The sequence below is a fragment of the Geodermatophilus sp. URMC 65 genome, from assembly GCF_053502545.1.
Genome location: NZ_CP199954.1, coordinates 4,179,544 through 4,206,386, shown reverse-complemented (window position 1 = coordinate 4,206,386; position 26,843 = coordinate 4,179,544). Strand labels below are relative to the sequence as shown.

The window sequence follows — 26,843 nt, the reverse complement described above, 5'->3', positions numbered from 1 at the left end:
GGGGTGTGCCGCTGAGGATGCCTACTCGCCCACCGGCTCCCGCGAGCCGGTGGTGCGGACCAGGACGTCGACGGCGGTGGCGCCCCGGCCGCGCGGTGCGACGATGAGCGGGTTGACCTCGAACTCGGCCAGCCGGTCGCCCGCGGCCAGCGCGGCCCGCGACAGCCGGACGAGGGCGTCGACCGCGGCCGGCACGTCGGCGGGCTCGGCGCCGCGGAAGCCGGCCAGCAGCGGCCAGGCGCGCAGGCTGCGCAGCATCGCCCACGCCTCCTCCGGCGTCACCGGCGCCAGCGCCGAGGCGAGGTCGCGGTAGAGCTCGGTGGTCACCCCGCCGAGGCCGACGGTCACCACGGGCGGGAACCCGTCGCGCCCGGCGGTCGCCGCGAGGACCAGCTCGGTGCCCGGCGGGACCAGCTCCTGGACCAGCACGCCCTCGACCCCGGGGACGTGGTGCGCCCGCGCGGCGTCGAGCAGCGCGGTGAAGACGCCCGCCGCCTCGTCGGGACCCACGCCCACCCGCACCCCGCCGACCTCGCTCTTGTGCGCCAGGTCCGCGGCGGCGAGCTTGAGCACGCCCGGGCCGGGCAGCGCCGCGACCGCCGCGCGGGCCGCCTCCGGTGTGGTCACCAGCGTGGACGACGGCTGGGCGATGCCGATCGCCTGCAGCAGCGCGGCGCCGTCCACCACCGGGGCCTCGAGCAGCGCGCGCACCTCCGCGGCCGGGACCTCGGGCACCGGCGGCAACGCCGGCGGGGTGCCGCGGTGCCGCGGCGGGGCCAGCCGCGCGGCGACCCGGGCCAGGTCGCCGACCGAGCCGAACACCGGGACGCCGGCCTCGCGGAACACCCGGCGGCCCTCGACGGTCAGCTCCTGGCCGGCGATCCAGCCGACCAGCAGCGGGCAGGACAGCTTGGCGGCCGTGGCGACGAGGTCCTCGGCCAGCCGGGCGCCGGCGTCGCCGACGACCATGGTCACGAGGACGGCGACGACGTCCACCGCGTCGTCCTCGGCGATGGTCCGGCAGACGTCGCCGAAGGCGTGCGCGCCCCGGTTGAACAGCTGCGCGGTGACGTCCACCGGGTTGGCCAGCGCGCCGAAGGGCGGGATCAGCGGGCGCAGCCGCGCCTGGGTCGCCGCCGACAGCTCGGGCAGCTGCAGGCCGACGTCCTCGCACTGGTCGGCGGCCAGGCTGCCGGCCCCGCCGGAGGTGGTGACGACGGCGACCCGCGACCCCTCCGCCGGCTTCCCGGCGGCCAGGACCGCGGCGACGGCGAGCAGCTCGTCGATGTCGTCGACCAGCACCACGCCGTACCGCCGGGAGGTCAGCACGAAGGCGACGTCGTCACCGAGCATCGAGCCGGTGTGGCTGGCCACCGCGCGGCGCCCGGCACTGGAGCGCCCCGAGCGCAGCACGACCAGGTGCTTGCCGGCCTGCTGCGCGCGGCGGGCCAGCTCGGCGTAGGCCGCGCCGTCGCCCGTGGCCTCCACGTAGAGCATCAGCACCCGCACCGTCGGGTCGGCCAGCAGGTGCAGCGAGACCTCGGTCAGGTCGAGGTCGGCCTGGTTGCCGGTGCTGAACCACGCCGCCAGGCCCAGCCCCATGTCGGTGGCGAGGTCGAGCACCGAGCCGCCGACCGCACCGCTCTGCCCGACGTACGCGACGCCGCTGCCGGAGGTCAGCGGCCGGTCGGCGGCGGCGGTGAAGGTGGCCACCACGCCGGTGGGCGCGTAGAGGAAGCCCTGGCAGTTCGGCCCGACGACGCGGACGCCGGTCTCCCGCGCCACCGCGGCCAGCCGCTGCTGCAGCGCCACCCCCTCGGGACCGACCTCGGCGAACCCGGAGGCGTAGACGACCGCCGCCCGGGCGCCCACTGCGGCGGCCTGCCGGATCGCGTCCTCGACCCGGTCGGCGGCGACCAGCACGAGCACCAGGTCGACCGGGCCCGGGACGTCGGCCAGCGTCGGGTAGCAGCGCCGGCCCACGAGCTCGGAGTGGTTCGGGTTGACCGGGTGGACGCCGCCCTCGTAGCCGTGCTCGACCAGGTAGCGCAGCGGGCGGGACATGATGTTCTCCGACCGGCCCGAGATGCCGAGCAGCGCGATCCCGCGCGGCCGCAGCAGCGCCTGCAGCCCGTCGTCCTGCGGGGGCGGCGTCGGCGCGGTCATCGGGGTAGCGCCTCCTCTGGAGGACGACAGGTGGGCTGATCGCAGCTAAGTTGACGTCGACGTCAATGTCAACGAGTGCCGCCGGAGGTGCGCGTGCCCGCTGCCGACCCGACCGCCGGCGACGCCGGGACGACCGGGCCACCGGCCCTGCCGACCACCGAGCGCGGCCGCCGGATGCGGGCCCGGCTGCTCGCCGCGGCCCGCGAGGTGTTCGAGCGCGACGGCTTCCTGGCGGCCCGCGTCACCGACATCTCGGCGGCGGCCGGCGTCGCGCACGGCAGCTTCTACACGTACTTCGGCTCCAAGACCGCCGTCTTCCGGGCGCTGGTGGCCGAGACGATGGACGACCTCTACGCCTCGATGGCGACCCGCGGCGAGGCCGGTCCGCCGGACGGCTCCCCCGCCGAGGTGGCGGTGCACCGCATCGACCAGGCCAACCGCCGGTTCGTCGCCATGTACCGGCAGAACACCGCGCTCATGGCGCTCTTCGAGCAGGTGACCACCTTCGACCCGGAGGTCCGCGCGCAGCGGCAGGCGGCCCGGGAGCGCAACGTCGGCCGCGTCCGGCACAGCATCGAGCAGCTGCAGGGCGGCGGCCTGGTCGCCGCCGACCTCGACGCCGAGTACGCCGCCCACGCGCTGGTCGCCATGGTCAACGGCGCGGTGCACTACTGGCTGGTGCTCGACGGCGACTTCGAGGAGGAGCGGCTCGTCGCCACGCTGACCCGGCTGTGGGCCCAGGCGCTGGGTCTCCCGGTGCACACCTGACCGAGCCGCACCCACCTGTCCTGCCGACGCTCTCCCCCTGCCCACCATGCGGGGCAGGGGGAGAGGATGCCGGGGCACCACTCCCGGACGATCCGAACTGTTCCCGTGGAAGTCGACCCCTGCTTCCACGTGTAAGCAGGGGCTGACTCTCCCGGGAGTCACCCAGACCGGCTCAGCCTCCGACGATGCGGGTGGACAGCGACCCGATGCCCTCGATGCTCACCGTCACCTCGTCGCCGGCCTGCAGCGGCCCGACGCCTGCCGGGGTGCCGGTCAGGACGACGTCCCCGGGCAGCAGGGTGATCGTCTGGCTGACCCAGGACACGCACGCCGCGACGTCGAGCAGCATGTCCGCGGTGGTGCCGTCCTGGCGCACCTCACCGTTCACCGTCGTCCGCAGCGACAGCGCCGACGGGTCGACGTCGGTCTCCACCCAGGGCCCCAGCGGGCAGGACCGGTCGAAGCCCTTCGCGCGGGTCCACTGCTTCTCCGCCCGCTGCATGTCCCGCAGCGTCAGGTCGTTGGCGACCGTGTAGCCGAGGACGACGTCGGCCACCTCCTCGGTCGGCACCCGCGTGCACTCGCGGCCGATGACGACCGCCAGCTCGCCCTCGAAGTGCAGGTTCTCGGTGTCCGGCGGATAGGGCACCTCGGCGTCCGGCCCGACGACCGACGTGGAGAACTTGGCGAACACCACCGGGATCTCCGGCACCTCGTTGCCCAGCTCCTTGGCGTGCTCGGCGTAGTTGCGGCCGAGGCACAGCACCTTGCTCGGCTCGACGGGGGCCAGCAGCCGCACGTCGGCGAGCGGGGTGCGCTCCCCCGTCGTCCGGACGCCGTCGAACGGGTCCCCGTCGAGGCGGACGACGACGGCGTCGCCGCCGTCCCCCTCCACCAGGCCGTAGGACGCCGGACTCCCGGCAGCGGTGTAGCGGACCAGGCGCATCAGATGGCCCGGACCAGGCCGCCGTCGACCAGGAAGGCCTGGCCGGTGACGTAGGTGTTCGCGCCCGAGGCGAGGAAGGCCGCCACCTTGGCGAACTCCTCCGGGGTGCCGTAGCGGCCCATCGGGATGCCGGCCTCGCTCTGGGCGCGGACCTCCTCGACCGACTGGCCGGTCTTCTCGGCACGCCCGGCATCGAGGGAGGCGACGCGGTCGGTGGCGATGCGGCCCGGGCCGATCGTGTTGACCAGCACGCCCTCCCCGGCCACCTCGAGCGCGACGCTCTTGGCCAGCCCGAGGATGCCGACGCGCAGGGTGTTGGACAGCGTGAGGTTGTCGATCGGCTGCTTGATCGACGAGGACGCCACCGTGACGATCCGGCCCCACCCCTGTTCGCGCATGTGCGGCAGCACGCCGCGGAAGAGCCGCACGGTGGACAGCAGGTTCAGCTCGAAGGCCTGCTGCCACGTCGCGTCGTCGAGGGCGTCGAAGCCGCCCGGCGGCGGCCCACCGGCGTTGTTCACCAGGACGTCGATGCCGCCGAGCCGCTCCTGGGTCTCGCGCAGCAGCCGGTCGAGGTCGGCGGCGTCGGCCACGTCGGCCGGGCAGTGCTCGACCTGCGCGCCGGTGGCGTCGGCGATCTCCTGCGCGGTCCGCGCCAGCTGGTCGGCGCCGCGACTGGAGATCATCACCCGCGCGCCCTCGGCGGCCAGCTGGGTCGCGGTGGCGCGGCCCAGGCCCTTGGAGGCGGCGGTGACCAGGGCGACCCGCCCGGTCAGTTCGAGGTCCATCGGGATGCGCTCCGTCGGATCGGGGGCCCTCAGGCCACGGGGTTGGTGAGCTCGCGGAAACCGGTGATCTGCACGCCGGCGGTGTCGCCGGAGCGGATGTGCACCGCTCCCGGTGTGCCGGTCGAGATGACGTCGCCGGGCAGCAGGGTCATGACCCGCGAGTGGAAGGCGACGAGCCACCAGGGCCGGAAGGTCATGTTCGAGACGACGTTGCGCCGGTGCACCTGGCCGTTGTGGATCGTCGCGACCTCGAGCGCGTCGACGTCGTCCACCTCGTCGACGGTCACCAGCTCCGGCCCGAAGCTGAAGAAGGTGTCGAAGCTCTTCGAGCGGGTGAGGTAGCGCGGGTTCTTCTCGAGGATGTCCTCGGCGGTCATGTCGACGATCGTGGTGAAGCCGGCGACCACCGAGGGGGCATCGGCCTCGTCGACGTCCTTGCACTCGCGGCCGATGACCACGCCGAGCTCGCCCTCGGCGGTGGTGCGCTGCGACTGCGGCGGGATCCGGATCGGGTCGCCGGGGCCGATGATCGCGGTGTCGGGCTTGAGGAAGCTGGCCGGCTCGGTCGAGGGCGCCTTCTCCGAGAGGTCCGCGGCGTGCTCGACGTAGTTGAGGCCGATGCCCCAGATCTTGCGCGGCCGGCGGTAGAGCGGCGCGTACGCCAGCTGCTCCTGCGGCAGCGCGAGCTCGTCGAGCCGGGCGGTGTCCTGGCCGGCCACCCAGTCGCGCAGCTCCTCGACCCGGCCGCGCTCGAGGAGCTCCTGCACCGTCTCCGGCCAGTCGGTGCGCAGGCGCGCGTTGAGCGCGGGCAGCGGCACGGCGCCGCCGGGGCGCACCAGCGCCCCCGGCTCCGCGCCGTCGAGTCGCAGGGTCGTCAGTCGCACGGGCGTGTCCTCTCGCGGGCGGGCCTCGGGCGCGCGGCAGCGCGCCGCCGGAGCGGTGGGTGGGATGAGGGGCTACAGGCCGACGGCGGCGATGAGGTCGTCGAGCTCGGCGAGGGTCAGCTCGTCGACCGGCGGGGCCGGGAAGCGGGCGTGCGGCGAGGCGATCGCGCCGCGGCGGGCGAAGACCTGCTTGCGGATGGTCACCCCGCCGACGCCGAGCTGGGCCTCGTAGCGGATCAGCGGCAGGTACCGGAAGAAGAACTCCTGCGCACCGGCCCGGTCGCCGGCGACGAACCGCTCGTAGGTGCCGACCAGCACCTGCGGGAAGCCGAAGCCGGTCATGATGCCGTCCGCGCCGCGGAGCAGCTCCTCGTACAGGTAGAGCCCGCCGAGCCCGCCGAAGACGCCCACCGGCTCCTTGGCCCGCTGCTTCACCGCGGTGATCTTGGGCAGCGTCGGCGTCTCCTCGAGCTTGAGGTAGCGGCACCCCTCGATCTCGTCGAGCAGCCGCACGAGGAAGGGCGCGGGCATGACGACCCCGGTGTTCACCGGCTCGTCCTGCACCACGACCGGTACCGACACCGCCTCGGCGACCAGCCGGAAGTGCTCGAAGACCAGGTCGAGGTTCCGGGTGTTGTCCGGCGGGGCGAGCATGACGGCGGCGGCGCCGGCGTCCTCGGCGCGGCGGGCGTAGTCCAGCGCCATCTTCGTGGCCCGCGCCGAGACCCCGGCGACGACCGGCACCCGGCCGGCGGTGGCGCGCAGGTAGCGGCGCAGCACCCGCTCGCGCTCCTCGTCGAGCAGCTTGGCGGCCTCGCCCATGATCCCGAGGATGGTCAGCCCGTGCGCCCCCGCGCCGAGGTAGTCCTCGACCAGGCTGTCGATGCTGCCCTCGTCGACCTCACCGTCGTCGGTGAACGGTGTGAGTGTGATCGGCAGCACACCCGTGAGCGCGGTCACCGGGAACTACCCTGCGGACGGGGACGGCGGCCTGGAGCCGGGAGGGCGACGGAGATCACACCGGTCACCGTAGCCGCCGGCCGGTGGTACGGCCCCACCCGTGCCGCGCAGCGACGCGGAGGCACCCGGAGGACGGAGGACGATGCCGGTCCAGCGATACGCCGTGGTCGGAGGCGGGATCATCGGGACGGCGGTGGCCCGGCGACTGCTCGCCGAGCGGCCCGACGCCGAGGTGACGGTCCTGGAGAAGGAGGACCGGCTCGCCGCCCACCAGACCGGCCGCAACAGCGGCGTGGTGCACGCCGGCCTGTACTACGAGCCCGGCTCGCTCAAGGCGACGCTGTGCCGCCGCGGGGTCGCCCTGCTCAAGGAGTTCTGCGCCGAGCACGGGCTGCCCTACGACGAGATCGGCAAGGTGCTCGTGGCGCTCGACGGCGCCGAGGAGCGGCGGCTGGGCGCGATCGCCGAGCGGGCCCGCGCCAACGGCGTCCCCGGCGTCCGGGTGATCGACCGGGCGGAGCTGCGCGGGCTCGAGCCGCACGTCACCGGCATCGCCGCGCTGCACTCGCCGACCACCGCGATCGTCGACTACGTGTCGGTCACCGAGCAGCTCGCCGCCGACGCCCGCGCCGCCGGCGCGACCGTGCGCACCGGGTTCGAGGTGGCCGCGTTCCGGTCCACCGACGGGGAGGTCGTCGTCGCCGGCACGTCCGGCGAGGAGGTCGTCGCCGACCGGGTGGTGCTCTGCGCCGGTCTGCACGTCGACCGGCTGGCCCGCCTGGCCGGGGACGACGACGCCCCGCGGATCGTCCCCTTCCGCGGCGAGTACTACGCGCTCACGCCCGGGAAGCGGTCGCTGGTCAACGGCCTGGTCTACCCGGTGCCCGACCCGCGGTACCCGTTCCTGGGGGTGCACCTGACCCCGCGGTTCGACGGGGAGGTGCTGGTCGGCCCCAACGCCGTCCTCGCGCTGGCCCGCGAGGGCTACCGGTGGCGCGACGTCTCCCCCGCCGAGCTGGCCGCGATCGCCCGCTTCCCCGGCTTCCGGCGCTTCGCCAGGCAGCACTGGCGCACCGGCCTGGCCGAGATGCGCGGGTCGCTGTCCAAGAAGGCCTACACCGCCGCCGCCCGCCGCTACGTGCCCGAGCTGACCGCCGACGACATGGTGCCGGCGGCCGCGGGGATCCGGGCGCAGGCGCTGGAGTCCGACGGCAGCCTGGTCGACGACTTCCGCATCACCCGGCGGGGCGCCGTGGTGGCCGTGCGCAACGCGCCCTCCCCCGCCGCCACGTCGTCGCTGGCGATCGCCGAGCACCTCGTCGGCGTGCTGCTCGCCGAGGACGACCGGCCGTGAGCAGCGCCTCGTGAGCAGGGCCTCGTGAGCACCGGCCGGGGCCGGCCCGCGGGCCCGGGCCGCGCGGCGACCGCGGCGGTCACGGTGACCACCGCGGGCGTGCTCCCGGCCTACCTCGTCGGCGTGCTCTGGGTGCAGGTGCGCGCCGACCTCGGCGTCGGCCCGTCCCTGCTCGGCGTGCTGGTGGCCGCGTTCTTCGCCACCTCGGCGGTGTCGGCCCTCTCCGCCGGGACGCTGGTGCGGAAGCTGGGCACCGTCCGGGTCGTGCGGCTCTCCGGGCTCACCGCGGCGCTCACGATGCTCGCCGTCGCGCTGGCCGCTCGCGACACCGCCGTCCTCGTCGCCGCGCTCGTCGTCGCCGGGTGGGGCAACGGCATCGGGCAGCCGGCGAGCAACGACCTCATCGCGCGCTCGGTGTCCGCCGGCCGGCAGGGCCTCGCCTACGGCCTCAAGCAGGCGGCGATCCCGCTGTCGACGCTGCTGGCCGGCGTGGCGGTCCCGCTGGTGGCCATCCCGCTGGGCTGGCGGACGGCGTTCGGCCTGGGTGCGGTCCTGGCGCTGCTCGTGGTCCTGTCCGTGCCGGGTCCGCGGCGGCTGGGGTCGGCCGGGTCGTCGTCACCGCCGTCGGAGGCGGCCGGGCCGTTCCGTCGCGCGCCGCTGTACGTGCTCGCCGCCGGGCTGGCGCTCGGTGCCGGCACCGGGAACGCGCTGGGCTCCTTCGCGGTCAGCACCGCCGTCGCCGGCGGCATCGCCCCCGCGACGGCCGGCGTGCTCGCCGCGGTGGCCAGCGGGCTGGGTGCGCTGACCCGGGTGCTCGTCGGGTGGCTGGCCGACCGCGTGCGCACCCGCTGGCTGCTCGTCGTCGCGGCGCAGATGTCGGTGGGCGGGCTGTCCTACGCGCTGCTCGGCACCGGCGTCGAGGCGCTCATCGCCGTCGGCGCGGTGGTCGGCTACTGCACCGGCTGGGCGTGGGCCGGGCTGTCGACCTACGCCGTCACCCGGATGCACCACGGCATGGCCGCCCAGGCGACGTCGATCACCCAGGGCGGCATGGGCCTGGGCGCAGCAGCCGGCCCGCTGGCCTTCGGCGGGTTGCTCTCGGTGAGCTCCTACGCCGTCGCCTGGACCGCGACCGCCGCCCTCGCCGTCGTCGCGGGGCTGGTCGTCGTGCTCGGCCGGCACCTGCTGCTGCGCGAGCGCCCCGCGCTGGTGGCCGCGCACCGGCAGCGCCGGGCGGCTGCGCGGGCCTGAGCGCCCGCACGGTCGCGGAGATCGCCGACGCTCACCGCGCTCGTGCGGGCCCGGCTACGTCAGGAGCGCCTCGTCGGCGTGCTCGAGGGCCAGCACGAGTGAGGCGATGGCCAGGGCGAGGTAGAGACCGGGGAACGCGAGGTTGTACAGGACACGGGCCCGCAGGTGCGCGGCGATGGCGCCGACGTAGAAGGCGACGAGGCCGACGGCCGCGGCGATGCCGAGCTGGGGAGCGGCCAGGAGACCGACGACGAGCCCCCCGGCCCCGGCGACCTTCACCGTGGCCAGGAGCGGCAGCCACGACCGTGGCACGCCGACCTCGGCCGAGTTCGCGAGGACGAAGTCCGCTCTCGCGTAGTCCGCGATGGCGATGCCGACGTTGGCCAAGGCCGTGACGACGACGACCACGACGTAACCGGTGAACACGATCCTGCTCCTCGGGTCTCAGCGAGGGCGTCACGCGGGATCAAGCGAGCCGAAGCCGTGCGAGGCGCCGCGGGTGGGCGATCACGTCGTAGCCGGCTATCCGCCCGCCGATCAGGGAGAAGACCAGCACCGCCTGCAGGCCCTGGTCGGTGCGTACGGCGATGGCCGGCCGACCGTCGACGGAGGTCAGACGTGCGTGCTGGGCGTTGGCCCGCAGGGCGCGGGTCTCCGCGACGACTGCCGGAGCACCCTCGATCCGCAGTGGCGCGCTGTCGGGGACGGCCTGCGCGTCAGCCGTCCGGACGACGCCGGGAGCGAGGAGCCGGAGCAGCCCGTCGGTGTCGCCCTGCTGTGCCGCGACGAGGAACGCCTCCACCACACGACGCGCCTCCGCGGTGCCACCGGCAGGCGGCCCGACCCGTCCCCGGACGCGTCGCCGCGCCCCGCTGGCCAGCTTCTTGGCATACCCCTCGCTCGTGCCGAGGACGTGGGCCACCTCCTGGAACGGGTACCCGAAGGCGTCGTGCAGGGTGAGCGCCACGCGCTGCCAAGGGGTGAGCTCCTCCAGGACGATCGTGAAGGCTCCCGCGAGCTCGCTGGCGAGCAGGACCAGGGCCTCGGGTTCCTCGTGGGTGGGACCGGAGCCGCCGAGGAGGTCAGCCGATTCGTGCGGCACCTCTCGATGGCGGCGAAGGAAGTCGATGCACACCCTGGTCACCACGGTCGTCAGCCAGGCCGGCACGTTGCGGACGTCAGAGGTGTCCGTGCGCTCGTACCTGATCCAGGTCTCCTGGACCGCGTCCTCGGCGTCGGAGTCGGAGCCGAGGAGGCGGAAGGCCACAGAACGCAGGTGCGCACGCTCGCGCTCGAAGACGGCCGTCCGGTCCCCGAGTCCCGATGCGCGGTCACGACGCATGGGGATCGGACGTCCTGTCGGGCAGGGAGGAGCAGCCCCCGACGTGCTCGACGACCGTCGGGCGCGGGTACCCGCCGGGGACACGGTCGCCGATGATCCTGGGGCGGACCCACGCGGCGTCCACCTGCAGCAGGGGGTCGGCCTCGTCGTCAGGGAGGTCCATCAGAGCGACGAAGCGGCGACTGACCCGGACCTGCCGGTACGTCAGGCCGACTCCGGCCGGACGTTGCTCTGCCAGCGCTTCGAACGCCCGTGACAACGCCCCGCGCGTCCGCACGACACCCTCGTCCGTCGACGTCTCGAAGTGGATCATCCGTCGGGTCATCACCGTCGGCACTCCTCTTCCGGTCGGGGTCACCGCCTACTCGACGCAGCTGGGCAGGAGGAGGTGACCCCGCTCCGGGTCTGACGGCGAGCCCTCGAGCTGTCCCGAGATGGCACCAGACGCTCGGTTCACGCAGGAGGCGCAGTCGCAGGAGTCCGCGGCGTTCAGGCGAAGGGGTCGGTGGCCCGGCGGAGTGCCGCCGCGGCGTCGGGCTCGATCGGGTCCCCGTGGCCGGGGCAGGCGACCGCGACGTCCAGCGTGGCGAGCCGCTGCAGGTCCGCCCACGCCTGGGCGCGATCGGTGCTGAAGGGCCCGAGGATCGCCTGTTCCTGGTACTCGGCGACGGTGTCTCCGGTGATCAGCACCCCGTGCTCCGGCAGGTGCAGGGCGATGCTGCCCGGGGTGTGGCCCGGCAGGCCGAGCACCACCGCACCGCCGGCGAACTCCAGGACGTCCCCGTCGTCGACCTCCCGGTCCACCCTGCAGGCCGGTGCCTGCTCCAGGTCGGCGGCGACGACGGCGTGCAGCGCCCGCTCGGCTTCGGTGAAGGACGGCGGGGGTCCGGGGACGTCGCCGCGCACGACCGGGGCGTCCGCACGCCCCACGACGACCTCCGCGCCGGCCCAGGACGCGACCTCCGCCGCGGAGCCGGCGTGGTCGTCGTGGCAGTGGGTCAGCACGACGCGGTGCACGTCCTCCCGGCCCAGACCGAGGGACCGCAGGGCTGCGGCGACCGCCGGGCCGCTGCCGGGCGGACCGGTGTCGACCAGCGTGGCGCCGCTGGCGTCGCGCCACAGCCACGCGTTGGCGACGGGCAGCCGCAGCAGGTGCAGGCCCGGGACCACCTCGACGACGTCCACGTGCTGATCCTGACCGGCGCACGGTGTGTCCCGCGCCCGTGTTCGCTCTGAGGAGACGGTGTTCGCTGTGAGGGGATTGCCGCGCGCCAGGGTCAGCCGCGCACGGGCCAGGCGGCCAGCGGCGGCTGGTCGTCGCCGTGGCTGCCCCCCGCGTGGGCGACGGCGGCCAGCAGCAGCGCGAGGGCGGCGCGGTCGAGGCCGGCGGCGAGGTCGCTCAGGTCGACCGGCTGCCCGTCGGCGAGCGAGGCGGCGGCGCGCAGCAGGCGCAGCTGGCTCCCGCTGCCGCCGATCGTGCCGGCGCGCAGGGCGGCGTCGACCTCGGGCCAGGCGACCTGTGCCCAGAGCCCCTCGCCGTCGACGTCGTCGAGCAGGCTGACCAGGCCCGCGGCCTGCAGCTGCGGCAGCCAGTGGCCGGCGTTGGCCAGCAGGAGGACCGCCGCCTCGGCGGAGTAGTCGCCGACCGCGGCGCGCAGCAAGGCGGTCTCCAGGTCGGCGAGGTCGAGGTCGGCGGCCCGGGGTTCGAGGATCACGGCATTCCCTCCCCGGAGTGCGTGTGGCATGCCACCGCCACCTTGCCCGGACGGTCTGACAGTTCCGGTCGGCGGTGTCCGCGGCCGGTCGCGGGGTGACGGCGGGCGGTCGCCTCAGCGGCGGTGACCTCGACCCGCTGGCGTGTGCGAACGGGGCGCAGACCCCCTGGTCGGCGGTCGAGAACTGTCGTACCTCGTACGTGTGTTCGGTCCGTGCCGCAGCTCACCGGTCAGGTCTCGCCCATGGAGGGCGTGCTGGTCGACTGGGCGCTCGCCCGGTCGGCCGACCTGCCGCACCTGCCCGTGGCGCTGCTGTCCCGGGAACAGGAGGCCGCCGAGCTGCAGCGGGTGGTCGCCGTGCGGGCGATGGCGGCGGCCTATGAGGCCGAGCTGGTGCTCGGCCTGGCCGACGACACTCCCGACACCCTGGACCCGCCGCCGGACCGGCCCGGCGCCAGGCGGGGGTCGTGGGCGCCGGAGCCGGAGCTGCCCGGGGTGTCGCAATTCTTCACGTCTGAGCTGGCGGTGGTGCTCAACTGCGGCCGCCGGCCGCGGCGAACCTGGCGCGCCGGGCGTGGACCTACCGGGAGCAGCTGCCGGCCACCTGGGCGGCGCTGGCCGCCGGCACGCTGGACGAGCCCCGCGCCAAGGTGCTGGTCGACGTGCTGCAGCACACCGCCCCGGCGGTCGCCCGGGCCATCGAGGCCCAGCTGCTGCCCGAGGCCACGCAGCTGTCCACCGGGCGGCTGCGGGCCCGGGCGCTGGCGCTGCTGCTGGAGCGCGACGCAGCCGCGGTCGATGCCCGCCGCGAGGAGGCGAAGCGGCAGGCCGACGTGCGCACGTACTGCTCGCCGCTGGAGGGCATGGCGACCCTGGCCGCCGAGCTGCCTGCCGAGGAGGCCGCCGAGACCTACGACCTGATCAATCAGCTGGCGACGATGGCCAAGGCCGACGGCGATGCGCGGCCCATCGGTCAGCTCCGCGCCGAGGTCTTCTCCCTGCTCATCCGCCGTCCCGCCGACTCCGGCCTACCGGGCCGCACCGCCCACCTGACGGTCACCGCCGCCCTTGATGCCCTCGAAGGCGTTTCGGACGCGCCGGGATCGAACAACGGGTTGCTGATCACCGCCGCGCACGTCCGCGAGCTGCTGACCCGCCTCGGCGCGCTGGGGCTGCGCGCACCGAGGGCGGATCGTTGACCTGCGCGGTCACCGACGCCGACGGCCGGCTGCTGGCCACCACCACTCCGGAACAACTTCAGCGGCTGGCCCGCCGCGGCTGCCCCACTCGCCCCGACGGCGGCTGCGGCTGCCCGGTGCTGCAGAAGCCGGCAGCGACCGACGCCTCCCCCCCCCCCCCCCCCACCGCCGCCCAGCACGCCTTCGTCACCACCCGGGACCGGGCCTGCCGGTTCCCCAACTGCGCTCAGCGGGTCGGCTGGGCCGACCGCGACCACGTCATCCCGCACGACTGCGGCGGGCCCACCGACTGCGCCAACCTCGCCAGTTGCCAACCAGACCCACCGGTTGGACGGCAGGCGACTTCCCCCAACAGCCAGTCCTGCGGCACAGGACGGGGCAACGCCCGAACGAGCAGAGGCAAGCAGCCGCATGTCGCCGTCGTGGCCGGGCGCCACGTGACGGTTCCGTCCGCGTTCCAAGTGGCCACATCTACGATTCACCCAGGGTGTCGTAGGACGGGGGGCGCAAGTGGGCAATAAATCATCGGTCGAGGGCGACAACGCTTCGGCGGAAGGTGCAAACGGGGCCGAGTCGAGCGCGTTCGACTTCGAGGCCCATCGGAAAGACGCCGAAGAGTCTTATGGGCGGATGCGCGGCACTTACGCCGACATGGCCTTGACGGTTGGCAACCTCTTGGAGAAGGCGTAGAGTGCGCGCGGCATCACCGTTCACTCGATCGAGAAGCGGGCAAAAGAGGTAGTTAGCTTCGGGCGCAAGGCCGTCAGGGCTCTAGAGACGGATGCGGAGAAGCCGAAGTATCCGGATCCCCTCTCACAGATCACCGATCTGGCCGGCTGTCGGGTAATCACCTTCTTTCTCAAGAATGTCGAGGAAGTGGGGCAAGTCATCAGTGCGCAGTTTCTTGTGCAAGAGAAAGCCAACAGGTCTGCTTTCCTCCGCGGGGAGGAACGTCTTGGCTATGAGAGTGTTCACTACATCGTCCAGCTGAAGGAGGACCGCCTGCAGTTGCCGGAGTACGCGCCGTTCAGAAGCCTGCGCGCGGAAATTCAGGTACGGACGATCCTGCAGCATGCATGGGCCGAGATTGAGCACGACATTCAGTACAAGTCCGTGGACGTCCTTCCGGCCACCATCAGGCGTCGATTCCTTGCCCTAGCCGGCATGATCGAGATCGGGGACCGTGAGTTCCAAGCGATCTCGGACTCACATGAAGAGCTACGAGTCGAGGCGAGGAAGTCCATCGATGAGGGGCGCCTCAAGGACGTTGAGCTCACGCCCGATTCGTTGCAGAACTACTTGGACCGGCGTTTCGGTCCAGACATGCGCATGAGGGACATCAGCTACGCGTGGCAGGTCAAGACGCTTAGGAACATGGGCTTCGAGAATCTAGCTCAACTGGATGAGTGCATCTCTAGGTACGACGATGACGCCGTCAGCCGTGCACTCTGGGGTCGCCGTCAAGGGCAGTTGACGCGCCTGGACGACACAGTGATGGCGTCTATGGGCGAAAATTACATTCGTCGCCACCACTGGGCCGAGGACGAGGATTCGGCTGAGTGGTTTGAACCTTCCATAAGGCGGCGTCATGAGCAGTTGAAGGCCGCCGGAATTCCTGTGGGGTCCTATGCTCCGAAGTCTGAATAGTGTGCGGCGGCCCCGCCTCGGCCCAGGGGAGGCGCGGCGCAGCCGCGCACTTGACTTGAAGTAGCAACATAACTCGGGTCGTCGTTCTGGGTAGCTCGGGCGGCGTCGTCGCGCCTGCGTAGGGTTCCCACACGAAGGCGTCCTTCCAATAGGCGCCGATGCAGGCCGGGGGGAGGCGGTCAAGGGCGCGAAGCGGCGAAGCGGACTCTTGACCGGTGGAGGACGGGCCGGAGACTGCGCCGCAGGGGAAGACGGCGACGCCGCGTTACTCCTGTTGCGCGTGTGGCGTCGTCGTTGACAGTCGCGTGGGGTCCGGGTCAAGCTGCCCGGCGTTCGCGGATAAACGGTCCGTGTAGCCCACGCTCTCACGGCCGGAGTAAGGCCCCAATTCCCGCGGGCCATCGTCATGAGTGTTGCGTGGGCGGCAGGCTGCTGATGCGGAAGCAGTAGACGATTACGAGGGCGTAGGCGCGGGGCCGATCACTGTTGCTGATCGGATGCCTCGGAGGCCTTCGTGGATGCCCCTGTTTCGTCGTCTTCTGTGCTGCCGTCGTCCAGCCCTGCCGGGTGGTCGCTGACCCTGTATCCCGGTGCCGGGGAGGCCGATGGTTCGTTCCGCTACTCGGTGCCGGTACAGCGCGCACCTGGCGGTGGTGATCCGCAGCGGTCGCGGGAGGAGGCGGCTCGCCGGGCGGGTCGCATGGTGCGCCGGTACTGCGCGCACAACCGGCTCATTCGGCTCGGCACGCTCACCTACCGCGGTGAGGGCTGTCACGATCCGCTGCAGCTACGCCAGGATGTGGGCGCGTTCTTCCGCTCGCTCCGCGACCTGCTGGGCGGCGGCCCGTTCCCGTACGTGTGGGTGTCGGAGTGGCACAAGACCGACCACGGACTGCATGTGCACTTCGCGGTCGGCCGGTTTGTACCGCGCCGCCTAGTCGAGCAAGCGTGGCCGCACGGGTTCGTCCACATCAAGCTGCTTGGTCAGCTGCCCGCTGGTTCCACGGCCCGCGACGAGGCGCGGGTGGCGGGCGGCAGCCCGGAAGCGCCGGTCAGGAGCCTCTGCTGCACCGGCAGACGTGGACCGACGGACGGGAGGCCGTGGCTCAGCCGGGCAGGGCGCGCAGCACCTCCAGCGCCTCGGCCAGGGTCGCCGGCACCTCCCCCGGCCGCCGTCCGGCCTGCTCCAGCCCGCGCGCGGTGCGTTCCTGGCGGGCCACGAGCGCGGCCGACATCAGCGGTTCCACCCCCGTGCCGGCCACGGTGTCGCGCACCATCCGCGCCTCGACCTGCCGGCGGCCGGCGTGCCCCACGTGTGTGGTGACGAGCATCGTGGCGAAGTCGCGGGTCGGCCAGCGGTCCAGCGTCTCCTCGACCATGGCGAGCAGCGGCTCCACCACGTCGAGCTCCGCCGCCGCCAGGAGCGCCTCGGTCCAGAGTCCCTCGAGGCCCTTGACCACGACGCTGCGCAGCATCTTCAGCGCCGCGGCGGCGCCCACGCGATCGCCGACGACGGCCGCGCTGAGGCCGGCGCCGCACAGCAGCCGGGCTGCCTCGTCGGCGTCCGGCCCGGCCAGCGAGATCGGGATGCGGCGGCCGTCGAGCCGGATGCCGCCGCCGGTCATCACCCCGTCGACGACGCGGGCGGCGGGCAGCGCGGCGGCCACCGCCTCCTTGACCTGCGGCGCGGTGGAGTTCAGGTCGACGTAGAGGACGCCGTCCCGGGCGGCGGCCGCGAACCCCTCGGCCGCGGCCAGCGCGGTGGCCGGGGTGACCAGCGACAGGACCACGTCGCGGTCGGCGAGCCCCGCGACGTCGGCGACCTGCCGCGCCCCGGTCGCGCGGACCGCCTCGGCCAGCTCCTGGCCGCGGTCCGGGTCGCCGAGCAGGCGGTCGTGCACCGCCAGGTCGGCCCCGGAGGCCGCCAGCGCGCCGCCGATGACCCGGCCGGCCTCGCCGAAGCCGACCAGCCCCCACCGGGTCACGGGCGCACCTCCCCGCCGACCGGAACCTCGGTCAGCGCGGCGAGCACCCACGACCGGTCCCAGGTGCCGGCCGCGATGTCGGCGAGGACGGCCTCCTCCGCGCGCAGCTGCCGCTCGCCCGCCGCGACCACCTCGGCGAGGCGCTCGCGCGGCACCACCACGACTCCGTCGGCGTCCGCGACCACGACGTCCCCGGAGCGGACGACCGTGCCGCCGGCGTGCACCGGGCCGCCGATCTCCCCCGGACCGACCTTGTAGGGATCGAGGTGGTTGACGCCCCGGGCGCAGACCGGCAGCGGGCCCGCGGCCGGCCCCTCGACGTCCCGGACGGCTCCGTCGACGACCAGCGCGGCCAGCCCCCGGGCGGCCGCCCAGCGGGCCATGAGCTCGCCGAGCACGGCCCGGTCCAGGGCGCCGCCGGCGTCGACGACGAGCACGTCGCCGGGCTCGGCGAGGTCGAGGGCCCGGTGGACGACGAGGTTGTCGCCGGGGCGGGTGCGCACGGTCAGCGCGGGGCCGGCGCCCCGCGGCCAGCGCCCACCGGGCACCGGGTGCACTCCGCAGACGCCGCCGGTGCGCTCCATGCTGTCGGACAGGGTGCTCGTCGGCAGTGCCCGGCACCGGTCCACCAGGGCCGGGTCGGGGCTCGGGCCGCGCGGGTGCAGCCGGCAGGTGCTCATCGGTGCATCTCCTCCTCGGGGGACGGGGCGGGCGGGTGCGTGCGGTCGGGGCGGAGCGGCCGCCGCCGCCCGCTCACCGGGAGCCCGCGCGAGCGGCGCACCATCCGGCGGCTGACCCGGACCGTGACGGCCGCGGCGAGGCTGAGGGCGGCGGTCGTGAGCCAGGCGGCGGAGTAGGAGGCCTGGGCGACGAGGCCGAACAGCAGCGGCCCGGTGGCGGCGCCCAGCGACAGCCCGGTCTGCACGAAGCCGGTGACCGACGCGGCGGCGCCCCGGTTGTCGCGGATGACGGTGAAGTGGAACAGACCGGTCCACGCCCAGCCGGCGCCGTAGGCCAGCACCCCGCCGGCGACGGAGGCCGGCACCGAGCCCGTGGCCAGCAGGGCGTAGCCGAGGGTGCCGAGTGCGAGCAGGTTGGCGATGAACAGGTAGGCGCTGCGCCCGGGGTGCCGGTCGACCCACCACCCGAAGCCGATCCGGACGACGAGCCCCAGCACCGAGCAGGCCGCGAACAGCAGCCCGGCCGCGCCCGCGCCCATCCCCGCGGCGACCGCTGAGTCGACGAGGAAGATCCCGGTCGGGGTGGCCGCGGCCGAGCCGAGGAACCCGCCGAGGGTGAGCACCACCAGCCCGCCGCGGGGCAGTCCCCGGTCCGGCGCCCGGGCGGCGGGAGCGCGCGCCGAGCCGGCCCCCCGCCCGGCGTCCCGGCCGCCGGCCAGCGAGGCCAGCAGCAGGACGACGGCGAGACCGACGGCGCCGGCGACCGCCCACCGCCAGCCGAAGACCAGTGCCACCCCGGGGACGGCCAGGCCGCCGAGCAGCGTCGCTGCGGGGATCGAGGACTGCTTGATGCCGAAGGCGACGCCGAGCCGGTGCTCGGTGACCAGCTCGGAGACCACCGCGTTGGCCGACGGCTGGGCGACGGCGTTGCCCAGGCCGCCGACAGCCAGCCCGGCCACCAGCGCGGCCGGCGAGCCGGCGAGGGCGATGACGGTGAGCGAGGTCGTGGCGAGCGCCGCGGCCAGGGCGGCGCCCCGGCGCGACCCGAGCCGCTGCACCAGCCGGCCGCCGGGGCGGGCCAGGCCGCCGGAGACGGTGAAGAGGGTCGCCGCGGCGAGCCCGAACAGGCCGAGGCCGACGTCGAGGTCGGCCCGGATCTGCACCGCCAGCGCACCGACGAGGAAGGCCGGCAGCACGCCGAGCACCGAGACGGCCACCGCCCGGAGCACGGCGCCCACCGCTGCCGGGGACCGGGCGCGCCGGACCCCGGCCGCGCGGCGCCGGCCGGGTTCGACCGGGTCGCCGTCGGCCTCCCCGGGCGGGTCAGCCACGCGCGGCTCCTCCCAGCGGGCGGCCCACCTGCCCGGCCAGCGCCTGCAGCGCCCGGTGCGTCTCGGCGTCCAGCGGGATCCCGTGCGCCCGGCGCAGCGCCCGCTCGGCGGCGGCCCGCTGTCCCGGCGTCCGCACCGGCAGGTCGGGGTCCACCGGTGCCAGCGCCCGCAGCCCGGCGAGCAGCCGGGCGGCCCCGCTGCTGATGGCCGCCGGGTCGCCCAGCCGCGCCGGGTCGAGGACCACCACCAGGTGGCTGGTGTCCGGCGGCCGGGCGCCGGACCGGAACGTCAGGTTGCCCACCCCGGGCCCCGTCGGCCCCCCGGCCAGGACCGCGGTGAGGAGCTCGACCAGGAGACCCAGCCCGTAGCCCTTGTGACTGGACCGCTCGCGGTCGCTGCCCAGCGGCAGCAGCGCGCCCTTGCCCGGGTAGACCGCGCCGGGGTCGGTGGTGTGCTGCCCGTCCGGCGTGAGGCCCCAGCCGAGCGGCACCGGCCTGCCCCGGCGCAGGGCGATCTCGAACTTGCCCCCGGCGACCGCGGAGGTCGCCATGTCGAAGACCAACGGCTCCTCGCCGGCCACCGGCATCCCCAACGCCAGCGGGTTGGTGCCGAGGTACGGGCCAGCGGCCCCGGTGGGCGCGACGATCGGCCCGGTGTTGGTCGCGGCCAGCCCGACCAGCCCTAGCCGCGCCGCGTCGTACACGTAGGAGCCGCTGGCGCCGTGGTGGCTGCTCCTGCGCACGTCGACCCAGCCGACGCCGTACCGCCGCGCCCGCGAGACCGCCTCGTCGAACGCGAGCGTGGTGACCGGGTGGCCGAGCAGGTCGTGGCCGTCGACCAGCGCCACCGCGCCGCCGTCGGAGTGCACGCTCGGCTCCGCGTCGACCGCGATGACGCCGCTGCCGATCGCGGCGACGTAGGCCGGCAGCCGGGCGATGCCGTGCGAGTCGATGCCCGACAGGTCGGCGTAGCCGAGCACGTGGGCGACGTCGCGGGCGTGGGCCGGCCGGACGCCGACGGCCTCGAGCACGTCGACCGTCCACGTCTCGAGGACGTCGGCCGGCACGTGGACGTCGGGCTCCTCGACGACGGCTGCGGGCCCGGGGGCGGTCGCCGCCTCGCCGGCGTCGAAGGCGGCCAGCACCGCGTCGGCGACCGCGGTGGTCGACGCCGGCGGTGTCCCCTCGGGGGCCAGGTCGTAGGTCCACGGGCCCGACCGCAGCACGGTGTCGACCGCCGCCCGCACCCGCTCGCCGAGCTCCCGGGTGGCCGGGAAGTGCCGGAGCAGGGCGGCCAGCGCGAGGAAGCCCCCGAGCGGGTCGGCCTGGTCGCGCAGTGCCCGCCGCGGCGCCGAGCCGTGCGCCGGCTCGAAGAGCCCGACGCACCGGCCGCGCACCGGCTCCCCCGGGTGCACCGAGGCCGAGCCGCACAGCGCCGGCGACCCGGCCCGGCCCGCCGCGAGGTCGGACAGGACGTCGCCGAGCAGCCCCTCGGTCACCAGGACGTCGGGGACCTCGGCCCCGGCGCCCAGCTCGTAGGCCGCCCGGTCGACGTAGCGGTGCTCGGCGGCCACGCCGCGCTCGCGGGTGACCTCGGTGGCGACCTGCCGCCACAGCCGGCCGGTGGCGTAGAGGTTGGCCTTGTCCACCGACACCAGCCGTCCCCCGCCCCGCCGCTCGAGCTCGTCGCAGGCCAGGTGCACGACCTCGGCCACCCGCTCCCGGGTCAGCCGCAGCACGTCGGCGGCCTCGCTGCCGTCGGGCCGGAACAGGTGGTCGTCGGCGCCGCCGTAGGAGCCGCCGGCGAGGTTGCGGACGACGGTGAGCTCCCGGCCGTCGGGGAACGGGATGCCGCGGACCGAGACGCGCAGGTCGTAGCGCTCGCGCAGCCGGTGCAGGGCGACCTCCGGGCGCGGGCACACCTCGGCCGGCACCCGCGGGTCCTCCCCCACCGCGCCGAGCAGCAGCGCGTCGGCGGCGTCGCAGGCAGCGAGCGTCTCCGCGGGCAGGACGTCGCCGGTCGCCGCCGCGGCCCGGGCCCCGACCGGCCACGGCCCGGTCACCTCGACCGCGCCGTCGGCGGCCAGCCGGTGCAGCAGCCGCGCCGGCCCGTCGAGCACCTCCGCGCCGACGCCGTCCCCCGGCAGGAGGGCGACCCGGATCACCGCAGCACCAGCTCGCGGCCGACGGTGGTGAGCGCCCGCTCGGTGCCCGCCTCGCCCAGGCAGGCCTCCAGCTCGGCCAGCCAGCCGGGCAGCGCCTGCGCCATCGTCGGGTGGTCGGCGTGGCCGAGGTCACCGCCGAAGGCCAGCTGGTCGTGCGGGTAGACCTCGCCGAGCGTGGTCGACCGCGGCCCGTCGGGGGTGAGGAGGTCGGGGAGGATGCCCAGCTCGAGCACCACGCCGAGCCGGGCGAGCTCCGGCGCGGCGGCGTCGTCCCACTGCAGGAACGGCATGCGCGGGTGGTTGAGCAGCATCCGGCGCACCCCGGCGGCGCGGGCGGCGCGGAAGAGCACCAGCGCCTCCGCGCAGCTCAGGTGGCCCGAGGCCAGCACCAGGTCGGCTGCGGCGACCACGTCGAGCACCTCCTGCCACGCGGGCAGCAGCGCGCCGTCCTCGCCCAGGACGTCGACCTGCCGGAAGGACAGCGTCCGGTGCACCGACAGCTCGGGGCGGGCCGCCGACGCGACGTGCGCGGGAGCGGAGACCGTCGGCATCCACACCACGCGCCCGCCGAGCCGGGCGGCGACCTCCACCGCGTCGGGGTTGGCCCCGCCGACCGGCGAGTTGAGCACGATGCCGCCCAGGACCTGGACGCCGTCGGTCCCCGCCCGCTCCCGGGCCAGCACGGCACGCTCCGCCGTCGACCCCTCGTGCGCCTTGAGGACGGCGAGGTCGACCCCGACCTGCGCGTGCGCGCCGACGACCTCGTGGTCCAGGCCGTGCCGCGGCACGAGGCTCGGGGCCCCGTGCACGTGCAGGTCGGCGACGCCGCTGATGAGCCGGGGGCTCACCGCTCCGTCCGCGGCCGGTCCACCGGCGCCGCGGTGCTGCCGACGGGGGACGACGGCGGCGGTGGCGGCGACGGTGCCACCAGGGTGTCCTGGGTGTCCTGGGTGTCCTGGGCGGCCGGGGTCCCGGCGTCCGCACCGCTCCCGCCGTCCGCCCGGTTCCGGCGGCGGGTGAGCAGGTGCACGAGCACGCCGGCGACGAGGAAGGCCGCGCCGACGGCGATGAACGTCGGCGTCATGACCAGCAGCGCGATCGCGGCGACCAGGAACAGCAGCCGCTCGGGGACCCGTGCCGGCCCGAACAGCCAGGCGCCGGTGACCACGGCCAGCGAGGCGACGGCGAAGACGGAGGTGACGAAGGCGATCGCCACCGTCTCGGTGCCCCCCTCGAACAGCAGCCCGACGCCGCGCGGGGAGAGCACGAAGATGAACGGCACGAGGAACGCCGGCAGCGTGTACTTCCACGTCAGCCACATCGTCTTCACCGGCTTGCCGCCGGTGATCGCCGCGGCGGCGAACGGGGAGAGCGCCGTCGGCGGGGAGACCTCGCTGAGCACCGCGTAGTAGAAGATGAACATCGCCGCGGCGAACGGCTCGACGCCCACCTGCTGCAGCGCCGGCGAGATGACGACGAACGAGATGATGAAGCTCGCCGTCACCGGCACCGCCAGCCCCAGCAGGACGACGACCGCCGCGGAGAACAGCGCGGTGAGGACGACGTTGCCGTTGGAGAAGTCGACGATGATCCCGGCCAGCCGCAGGGCCAGCCCGGTCAGGGTCATGACGCCGACGATGATGCCGGCGACGGCCATGACCGGGATGACCGAGAGCGCACCGGTCGCGCCCTGCGCCAGCGCCGACCAGATCCGCCGGGGCGTCATCCACGACCGCCGCTCGAGGAAGCTGAGCAGGAAGGCCAGCACGGTGGCGTAGACGACCGCGCGGAAGGGCGTGTAGCCCAGCACCAGGAAGAAGACGATCGCGGCCAGCGACGAGAAGTGGTAACCGAAGCGGAGCAGCAGCTTCCACGGCGACTGGGTCTCGATGGCGACGGTGTGCGTCTTGTGCCGCCGGGCGTCCATCTCGATCGCCAGGATGATCCCGAGGTAGTACAGGATCGTCGGGATCGTCGCCCAGATCAGCACCTCGAGGTAGGAGACCTGCAGCAGCTCGGCGATGATGAACGCCGCCGCGCCCAGCGTGGGCGGCGACATGATCGCGCCGATGCCGGCGGCCGCCAGCACGCCACCGCCGGCCTCGGCCGGGTAGCCGGCCCGCTTCAGCAGCGGCCAGGAGATGCCACCGAGGGTCACGGTGGTCGCGACGCCCGAGCCGGACACCGTGCCGAGCAGGAAGCCCGACAGCGTCACCGTCCGGCCCGGTCCGGCCGGGGACTGCCCGAACGCGGCGAAGGACAGGTCGATGAAGAACCGGGTGGCGCCGGACGCGGCCAGGACGGCGCCGTAGATGGTGAACAGGATGATGTAGGTCGCGGCGACCTCCAGCGGCGTGCCGAAGATGCCCTGGGTGCCCATGACGTTGTGCCCGACCAGCCGCGGCCAGCCGAAGTTGGCGGTGGTGAACGGCGACGGCAGGAACGAGCCCCAGTACGCCGAGGCGATGAAGAGCAGGACGACGACCGGGACCAGGACGCCGACGGTGCGCCGGGCGGCCTCCAGGCACAGCAGGATCAGCAGCGTGCCGATGATCAGGTCGGTGTCGGTGGGCAGGATCGCCCGCCGGAAGAAGCCCTGCCAGTCGGCCACCATGTAGAGGCCGGGCACCAGCGAGACCAGCGCCAGTGCCCAGTCGAGGACGTTCGGGGAGTCCCGCTTGCCGGCCTTCCTGGCCTTCTCCGACCGCGGCCAGCCGCGGTAGGTGAGGAAGGTCAGGAACAGGCCGACGGAGAGGAACATCGGCAGGTACACCTGCCGTGGCATCGGGTTGAACACCCAGTAGAGGGCGAACAGGGACAGCCCGACCCCGACGACCGAGGTGACCCAGCTCGGCCAGCCGGTGAGGTGGCGCGCGGGCTTCTCGGCCTCGAACTCGGCGATCAGCGCCTCCTCGTCGATCCGGTCGGGATCGTCGAGCGGTTCGGCGTCGGGGCGCCTGTCGAGGGTGGCGACGTCCACGATGCCGCCCTGCCGGTGCGCGGCGTGGTGGGCGGCCTTGTGGACGCCGTCGTGCCGCAGGTGCTCGGCGCGGGCCTGCTCGTCCTCGGCCGTCTGGGTCCGGGCGCGGCCCGGCAGCTTCAGCTTCATCGCTCGGTCTCCAGTAGCACGGTGGGGTCCTCCCCCCTCACGAGCCGCCAGATCGGGACGGGGGCGGCGCCCGGGACGTACAGGGTGCGCTCGCCCAGGTCGGTGGCGGCGATGTTCAGGACGTCGAAGACGGCGGGCCGGTCGGGGTCGGGCTCGGCCACGTGCCCGCGGCGGTCGCCCGGCGGTGCCGGCCGGGGGGCACCGGGGACGGCGTAGTACTCCTCGAGCACCGCCACCTGGTCGGCGGCGATCTCGACGAGGGTGAAGCGGCCGTCCGGGAGGACGCGGTACCGCTCCTCGGCCAGGGTGGTGTAGACGCTGTTGCGGTAGCCGACGGCGAACCGGTCCCCGGTCAGCGGGACCCGGGCGAGCACGTCGCCGTCCGGCGTCCGGACGACGACCGCGCGGCCCTCGCCGCCGGCTGGTGCCGCCGTCGTCGCGGCGGCCCCCGCCCCGACCAGCACGGCGGCGCCTCCCAGCACGACGGCGGCGAGCCACCGCAGCGTCCGGCGGCGGGCGGGCGCACCGCCGGGGCCCGCGGCGCGAGCCCCGGCCCCCGACGGTGCGACCACGACCGGTCCTCCCTCGCTGCGGCGTCTGCCGGTCAGCCCACCGAGTCGAAGTAGGCCTTCGCGCCGGGGCAGGTCTCGATGAAGGCGACCTCGTCGGCCGTGGCGGGGTCCAGCTCCTCGGCCGCCGGGTGGACGGTGAGCAGCTGCTGCTTGTTCTCGAAGATCGTGCGGGTGATGTCCTGCTGCAGCTGCTGGTCCATGTCCTCCCGGACGACCAGGATGTTCGGGGACACCACCTGCGGGGAGGGCTCGGTCTGGCCCTCGTAGGTGTCGGCCGGGATCTCCTCGGCGAAGTAGTAGTCGCCGTACTGCTGGGCCATCTCGTCGACGTAGTCGGCGGTCGGGATGAGCACCAGCTCGTCGGTGCTGGCCAGGTCGACGATCGCGCCGGTGGGCAGACCGCCGGACCAGAAGCCGACGTCGACGGTGCCGTCCTGGATGGCCGCGACGGTCTCGGCGACGCCGAGCTGGGCGCGCTCGATGTCGGCCTGCGGGTCGATGCCGGCCGCCTGCAGGATGCGGTCGGCGGTGACCTCGGACGCCGAGCCCACGGCACCGACCGACACCCGCTTGCCGCGCACGTCCTCGATCGAGGCGATGCCGGTGTCGGCGGTCGTGAAGACGTGGGTGAAGTTGTTGTAGATGTTGCCGAGCGAGCAGATCGGCAGCGGCTCGGAGAAGGTGTTCTCGCCGTTGGCCGCGTCGGAGACCACGTCGCCGAGGCCGAAGGCCAGCTGCGCCTGCCCGGAGGCCAGCAGCTGCATGTTGTCGACCGACGCGTTGGTCTCCTGGACCGTCACCACGGTGCCGTCCAGCTGCGAGCTGAGCAGGTTCGCCATGCCGCCGCCGTACGGGTAGTAGACGCCGCCGGTGCCGCCCGTGGCGAAGGTCAGGGTGCCGCCGGGCTGCGCACCCTCGCCGCCCCCGCCGCCCCCGCCGCCGCTGTCCCCGCCGCCGCAGGCGGTGAGCAGGAGGGTCGCGGCCAGGGCCGTGCCGGGCAGCCGGCGGGCCGGCCGGGCGGGGATCGGGGTGGAGGTCATCGTTGGCCTTCCTGGTGGGTGCGGTCGTCGGCTCCCCGGGTCGGGCTCCTCCTCGTCCGGACGGGCTCGGGGTGGAGCCGTGCGGTCGGTCGCCGAGTGAAGCAGCTCACATCCGCGCTTGTCTACTGTTTACGATTTGTGCCACGCTTCCGGCGCACACCGAGGCGGGAGGTCGATGACGCAGGTGTCCGGCGCCGACCACATCCACGCCGTCCCCCTGCGCGAGCACGTGTACGGGCGGCTGCAGGAACTGCTCATCTCCCGCACGCTCGCGCCCGGTGACCACCTCGTCGAGGAGCGCCTCGCCGCCGAGCTCGGGGTGAGCCGCGGGCCGGTGCGCGAGGCCCTGCAGCGGCTGCACCGCGACGGCTGGATCACGCTGCGGCCGCGCCACGGGGCCTTCGTCAACCAGCCGACCCGGCAGCAGGTCGAGGAGTTCTTCGAGGCCCGTGCACTGGTCGAGCGCTCGGCCGCCGAGCTGGCCGCCCAGCGCTGCACGCCCGAGGACGCCGCGGCGCTGCTCGCCATCTGCGACGAGGCCGACGCCGACTGGGCGCGCGGCGTCCCCACCCAGCAGATGGCCGGTCACACCGCGCGCTTCCACCGCACCGTGCTGCTCTGCGCGCGCAACCACCTGCTGCTGGAGTTCGGCGAGCAGCTCTCCCAGCGCAGCCGCTGGTTCGTCGCGCCGCTGGTCGGCAGCATCGCCCCGCGCGCGTGGGCCGAGCACCGGGAGGTCGCCGAGCTGATCGCGACCGGCCGGTCCGAGCAGGCGGCGACGGCGATGCGGGTGCACGTCGAGCGGTCCCGCGACTCCTACCTGCAGACCCAGCTCGTCGGCGACGCCGGCCCCGAGCCGGTCGCCTTCCGCCGCACCCGGGCGCCGTCGGGCTCCCGGGCCGGCACCCCGGCCCGCCTCCCGCGGGCCGGCGGCTGAAGCCC

The 26,843-nt window shown here is 74.5% G+C and carries 24 protein-coding genes and 1 pseudogene; 7 read left to right on the top strand and 18 right to left on the bottom strand.

Translation table 11 applies throughout. The features are described 5' to 3' along the window. Positions 1-21 precede the first annotated feature (21 nt). Positions 22-2,166 carry an acetate--CoA ligase family protein gene (locus ACWIX7_RS20345; RefSeq protein ID WP_448618223.1) on the bottom strand — a complete coding sequence of 715 codons (2,145 nt, stop codon included), beginning with the start codon at positions 2,164-2,166 and terminating at the stop codon, positions 22-24. Between the two features lie 93 nt (positions 2,167-2,259). Here ACWIX7_RS20345 and ACWIX7_RS20340 point away from each other — a divergent pair, with 93 nt between their 5' ends. Continuing rightward, complete coding sequence (locus tag ACWIX7_RS20340) at positions 2,260-2,934, top strand: TetR/AcrR family transcriptional regulator (protein ID WP_448618222.1); 675 nt, start codon at positions 2,260-2,262, stop codon at positions 2,932-2,934. A 172-nt stretch (positions 2,935-3,106) separates the two neighbouring features. On the opposite strand, the gene ACWIX7_RS20335 is transcribed toward ACWIX7_RS20340, so the two are convergent. From ACWIX7_RS20335 to ACWIX7_RS20320, 4 genes are all read right to left on the bottom strand, one after another. Continuing rightward, on the bottom strand, positions 3,107-3,880 hold the full coding sequence (locus tag ACWIX7_RS20335; protein WP_448618221.1) for a fumarylacetoacetate hydrolase family protein: 774 nt from the start codon (positions 3,878-3,880) through the stop codon (positions 3,107-3,109). After that, positions 3,880-4,668: an SDR family oxidoreductase gene (locus ACWIX7_RS20330; RefSeq protein WP_448618220.1), complete on the bottom strand. Its 789-nt coding sequence runs from the start codon at positions 4,666-4,668 to the stop codon at positions 3,880-3,882. The genes ACWIX7_RS20335 and ACWIX7_RS20330 overlap by 1 nt, the downstream gene beginning before the upstream one ends. 29 nt (positions 4,669-4,697) lie before the next feature. Beyond that, entirely contained in the window at positions 4,698-5,552 is an 855-nt protein-coding gene (locus ACWIX7_RS20325; RefSeq protein ID WP_448618219.1) for a fumarylacetoacetate hydrolase family protein, read from the bottom strand. A gap of 72 nt (positions 5,553-5,624) precedes the next feature. Then, the gene (locus tag ACWIX7_RS20320; RefSeq protein WP_448618218.1) at positions 5,625-6,512 is read right to left on the bottom strand and encodes a dihydrodipicolinate synthase family protein; all 888 of its coding nucleotides are present in this window, start codon (positions 6,510-6,512) and stop codon (positions 5,625-5,627) included. 142 nt (positions 6,513-6,654) lie between these two features. Between ACWIX7_RS20320 and lhgO the strand changes: the two genes are divergently transcribed. Together lhgO and ACWIX7_RS20310 are read left to right on the top strand one after the other, a co-directional pair. Continuing rightward, a complete protein-coding gene (lhgO, locus tag ACWIX7_RS20315; RefSeq protein WP_448618217.1) occupies positions 6,655-7,866 on the top strand; it encodes an L-2-hydroxyglutarate oxidase in 1,212 nt (403 codons plus the stop codon). Between the two features lie 24 nt (positions 7,867-7,890). After that, positions 7,891-9,117, top strand: a complete 1,227-nt coding sequence (locus ACWIX7_RS20310) for an MFS transporter (RefSeq protein ID WP_448618216.1) — start codon at positions 7,891-7,893, stop codon at positions 9,115-9,117. A gap of 54 nt (positions 9,118-9,171) precedes the next feature. Here the strand turns inward: ACWIX7_RS20310 and ACWIX7_RS20305 are convergent, their stop codons facing one another. The 5 genes from ACWIX7_RS20305 to ACWIX7_RS20285 form a co-directional block, all read right to left on the bottom strand. Next, positions 9,172-9,543, bottom strand: a complete 372-nt coding sequence (locus ACWIX7_RS20305; RefSeq protein WP_448618215.1) for a DoxX family protein — start codon at positions 9,541-9,543, stop codon at positions 9,172-9,174. Between the two features lie 40 nt (positions 9,544-9,583). After that, positions 9,584-10,459, bottom strand: a complete 876-nt coding sequence (locus tag ACWIX7_RS20300) for a sigma-70 family RNA polymerase sigma factor (RefSeq protein ID WP_448618214.1) — start codon at positions 10,457-10,459, stop codon at positions 9,584-9,586. Next, the gene (locus ACWIX7_RS20295) at positions 10,449-10,784 is read right to left on the bottom strand and encodes a hypothetical protein (RefSeq protein WP_448618213.1); all 336 of its coding nucleotides are present in this window, start codon (positions 10,782-10,784) and stop codon (positions 10,449-10,451) included. The genes ACWIX7_RS20300 and ACWIX7_RS20295 overlap by 11 nt, the downstream gene beginning before the upstream one ends. Before the next feature lie 164 nt (positions 10,785-10,948). Further along, entirely contained in the window at positions 10,949-11,644 is a 696-nt protein-coding gene (locus ACWIX7_RS20290) for an MBL fold metallo-hydrolase (RefSeq protein ID WP_448618212.1), read from the bottom strand. A 92-nt stretch (positions 11,645-11,736) separates the two neighbouring features. Continuing rightward, positions 11,737-12,174: a hypothetical protein gene (locus ACWIX7_RS20285; protein ID WP_448618211.1), complete on the bottom strand. Its 438-nt coding sequence runs from the start codon at positions 12,172-12,174 to the stop codon at positions 11,737-11,739. A 536-nt stretch (positions 12,175-12,710) separates the two neighbouring features. On the opposite strand from ACWIX7_RS20285, the gene ACWIX7_RS20280 reads away from it, so the two are divergent. The 3 genes and pseudogenes from ACWIX7_RS20280 to ACWIX7_RS20270 form a co-directional block, all read left to right on the top strand. Next, positions 12,711-13,373 (top strand): DUF222 domain-containing protein, encoded by a 663-nt coding sequence (locus ACWIX7_RS20280; RefSeq protein WP_448622174.1) that lies wholly within the window; start codon positions 12,711-12,713, stop codon positions 13,371-13,373. Between the two features lie 702 nt (positions 13,374-14,075). Further along, positions 14,076-15,020 (top strand): GTP pyrophosphokinase, encoded by a 945-nt coding sequence (locus ACWIX7_RS20275; protein ID WP_448622173.1) that lies wholly within the window; start codon positions 14,076-14,078, stop codon positions 15,018-15,020. 700 nt (positions 15,021-15,720) lie between these two features. After that, positions 15,721-15,990 (top strand): annotated as a pseudogene (locus ACWIX7_RS20270) (rolling circle replication-associated protein); the annotation flags it as partial. A gap of 136 nt (positions 15,991-16,126) precedes the next feature. On the opposite strand, the gene ACWIX7_RS20265 reads toward ACWIX7_RS20270, so the two are convergent. Genes ACWIX7_RS20265 through ACWIX7_RS20230 form a run of 8 tightly spaced genes read right to left on the bottom strand, consistent with a single transcriptional unit; the run spans position 16,127 to position 25,901 of the window. Then, positions 16,127-17,005, bottom strand: a complete 879-nt coding sequence (locus ACWIX7_RS20265) for a DUF1932 domain-containing protein (RefSeq protein ID WP_448618210.1) — start codon at positions 17,003-17,005, stop codon at positions 16,127-16,129. After that, positions 17,002-17,685 (bottom strand): RraA family protein, encoded by a 684-nt coding sequence (locus tag ACWIX7_RS20260; RefSeq protein WP_448618209.1) that lies wholly within the window; start codon positions 17,683-17,685, stop codon positions 17,002-17,004. The genes ACWIX7_RS20265 and ACWIX7_RS20260 overlap by 4 nt, the downstream gene beginning before the upstream one ends. Then, positions 17,682-19,016: an MFS transporter gene (locus ACWIX7_RS20255; RefSeq protein WP_448618208.1), complete on the bottom strand. Its 1,335-nt coding sequence runs from the start codon at positions 19,014-19,016 to the stop codon at positions 17,682-17,684. Before ACWIX7_RS20255 ends, ACWIX7_RS20260 begins: the two co-directional genes overlap by 4 nt. Beyond that, the gene (locus ACWIX7_RS20250; RefSeq protein ID WP_448618207.1) at positions 19,009-21,180 is read right to left on the bottom strand and encodes an Ldh family oxidoreductase; all 2,172 of its coding nucleotides are present in this window, start codon (positions 21,178-21,180) and stop codon (positions 19,009-19,011) included. The genes ACWIX7_RS20255 and ACWIX7_RS20250 overlap by 8 nt, the downstream gene beginning before the upstream one ends. Beyond that, on the bottom strand, positions 21,177-22,028 hold the full coding sequence (locus ACWIX7_RS20245) for a DUF6282 family protein (RefSeq protein ID WP_448618206.1): 852 nt from the start codon (positions 22,026-22,028) through the stop codon (positions 21,177-21,179). The genes ACWIX7_RS20250 and ACWIX7_RS20245 overlap by 4 nt, the downstream gene beginning before the upstream one ends. Beyond that, positions 22,025-24,289 carry a TRAP transporter permease gene (locus ACWIX7_RS20240; RefSeq protein ID WP_448618205.1) on the bottom strand — a complete coding sequence of 755 codons (2,265 nt, stop codon included), beginning with the start codon at positions 24,287-24,289 and terminating at the stop codon, positions 22,025-22,027. The genes ACWIX7_RS20245 and ACWIX7_RS20240 overlap by 4 nt, the downstream gene beginning before the upstream one ends. Then, positions 24,286-24,861, bottom strand: coding sequence for a hypothetical protein (locus ACWIX7_RS20235; protein ID WP_448618204.1), 576 nt, complete (start codon positions 24,859-24,861; stop codon positions 24,286-24,288). The genes ACWIX7_RS20240 and ACWIX7_RS20235 overlap by 4 nt, the downstream gene beginning before the upstream one ends. A 32-nt stretch (positions 24,862-24,893) precedes the next feature. After that, complete coding sequence (locus tag ACWIX7_RS20230) at positions 24,894-25,901, bottom strand: TAXI family TRAP transporter solute-binding subunit (protein WP_448618203.1); 1,008 nt, start codon at positions 25,899-25,901, stop codon at positions 24,894-24,896. Positions 25,902-26,076: 175 nt separating this feature from the next. On the opposite strand from ACWIX7_RS20230, the gene ACWIX7_RS20225 reads away from it, so the two are divergent. Beyond that, positions 26,077-26,838 carry a GntR family transcriptional regulator gene (locus tag ACWIX7_RS20225; RefSeq protein WP_448618202.1) on the top strand — a complete coding sequence of 254 codons (762 nt, stop codon included), beginning with the start codon at positions 26,077-26,079 and terminating at the stop codon, positions 26,836-26,838. Positions 26,839-26,843 lie beyond the last annotated feature (5 nt).

Excerpts from the sequence above, each read along its gene's own strand:
- ACWIX7_RS20345 (WP_448618223.1), bottom strand. The coding sequence starts at position 2,166 with ATGACCGCGCCGACGCCGCCCCCGCAGGACGACGGGCTGCAGGCGCTG.
- ACWIX7_RS20335 (WP_448618221.1), bottom strand. The coding sequence starts at position 3,880 with ATGCGCCTGGTCCGCTACACCGCTGCCGGGAGTCCGGCGTCCTACGGC.
- ACWIX7_RS20330 (WP_448618220.1), bottom strand. The coding sequence starts at position 4,668 with ATGGACCTCGAACTGACCGGGCGGGTCGCCCTGGTCACCGCCGCCTCC.
- lhgO (WP_448618217.1), top strand. The coding sequence starts at position 6,655 with ATGCCGGTCCAGCGATACGCCGTGGTCGGAGGCGGGATCATCGGGACG.
- ACWIX7_RS20300 (WP_448618214.1), bottom strand. The coding sequence starts at position 10,459 with ATGCGTCGTGACCGCGCATCGGGACTCGGGGACCGGACGGCCGTCTTC.
- ACWIX7_RS20295 (WP_448618213.1), bottom strand. The coding sequence starts at position 10,784 with ATGACCCGACGGATGATCCACTTCGAGACGTCGACGGACGAGGGTGTC.
- ACWIX7_RS20260 (WP_448618209.1), bottom strand. The coding sequence starts at position 17,685 with ATGAGCACCTGCCGGCTGCACCCGCGCGGCCCGAGCCCCGACCCGGCC.
- ACWIX7_RS20240 (WP_448618205.1), bottom strand. The coding sequence starts at position 24,289 with ATGAAGCTGAAGCTGCCGGGCCGCGCCCGGACCCAGACGGCCGAGGAC.
- ACWIX7_RS20230 (WP_448618203.1), bottom strand. The coding sequence starts at position 25,901 with ATGACCTCCACCCCGATCCCCGCCCGGCCGGCCCGCCGGCTGCCCGGC.
- ACWIX7_RS20225 (WP_448618202.1), top strand. The coding sequence starts at position 26,077 with ATGACGCAGGTGTCCGGCGCCGACCACATCCACGCCGTCCCCCTGCGC.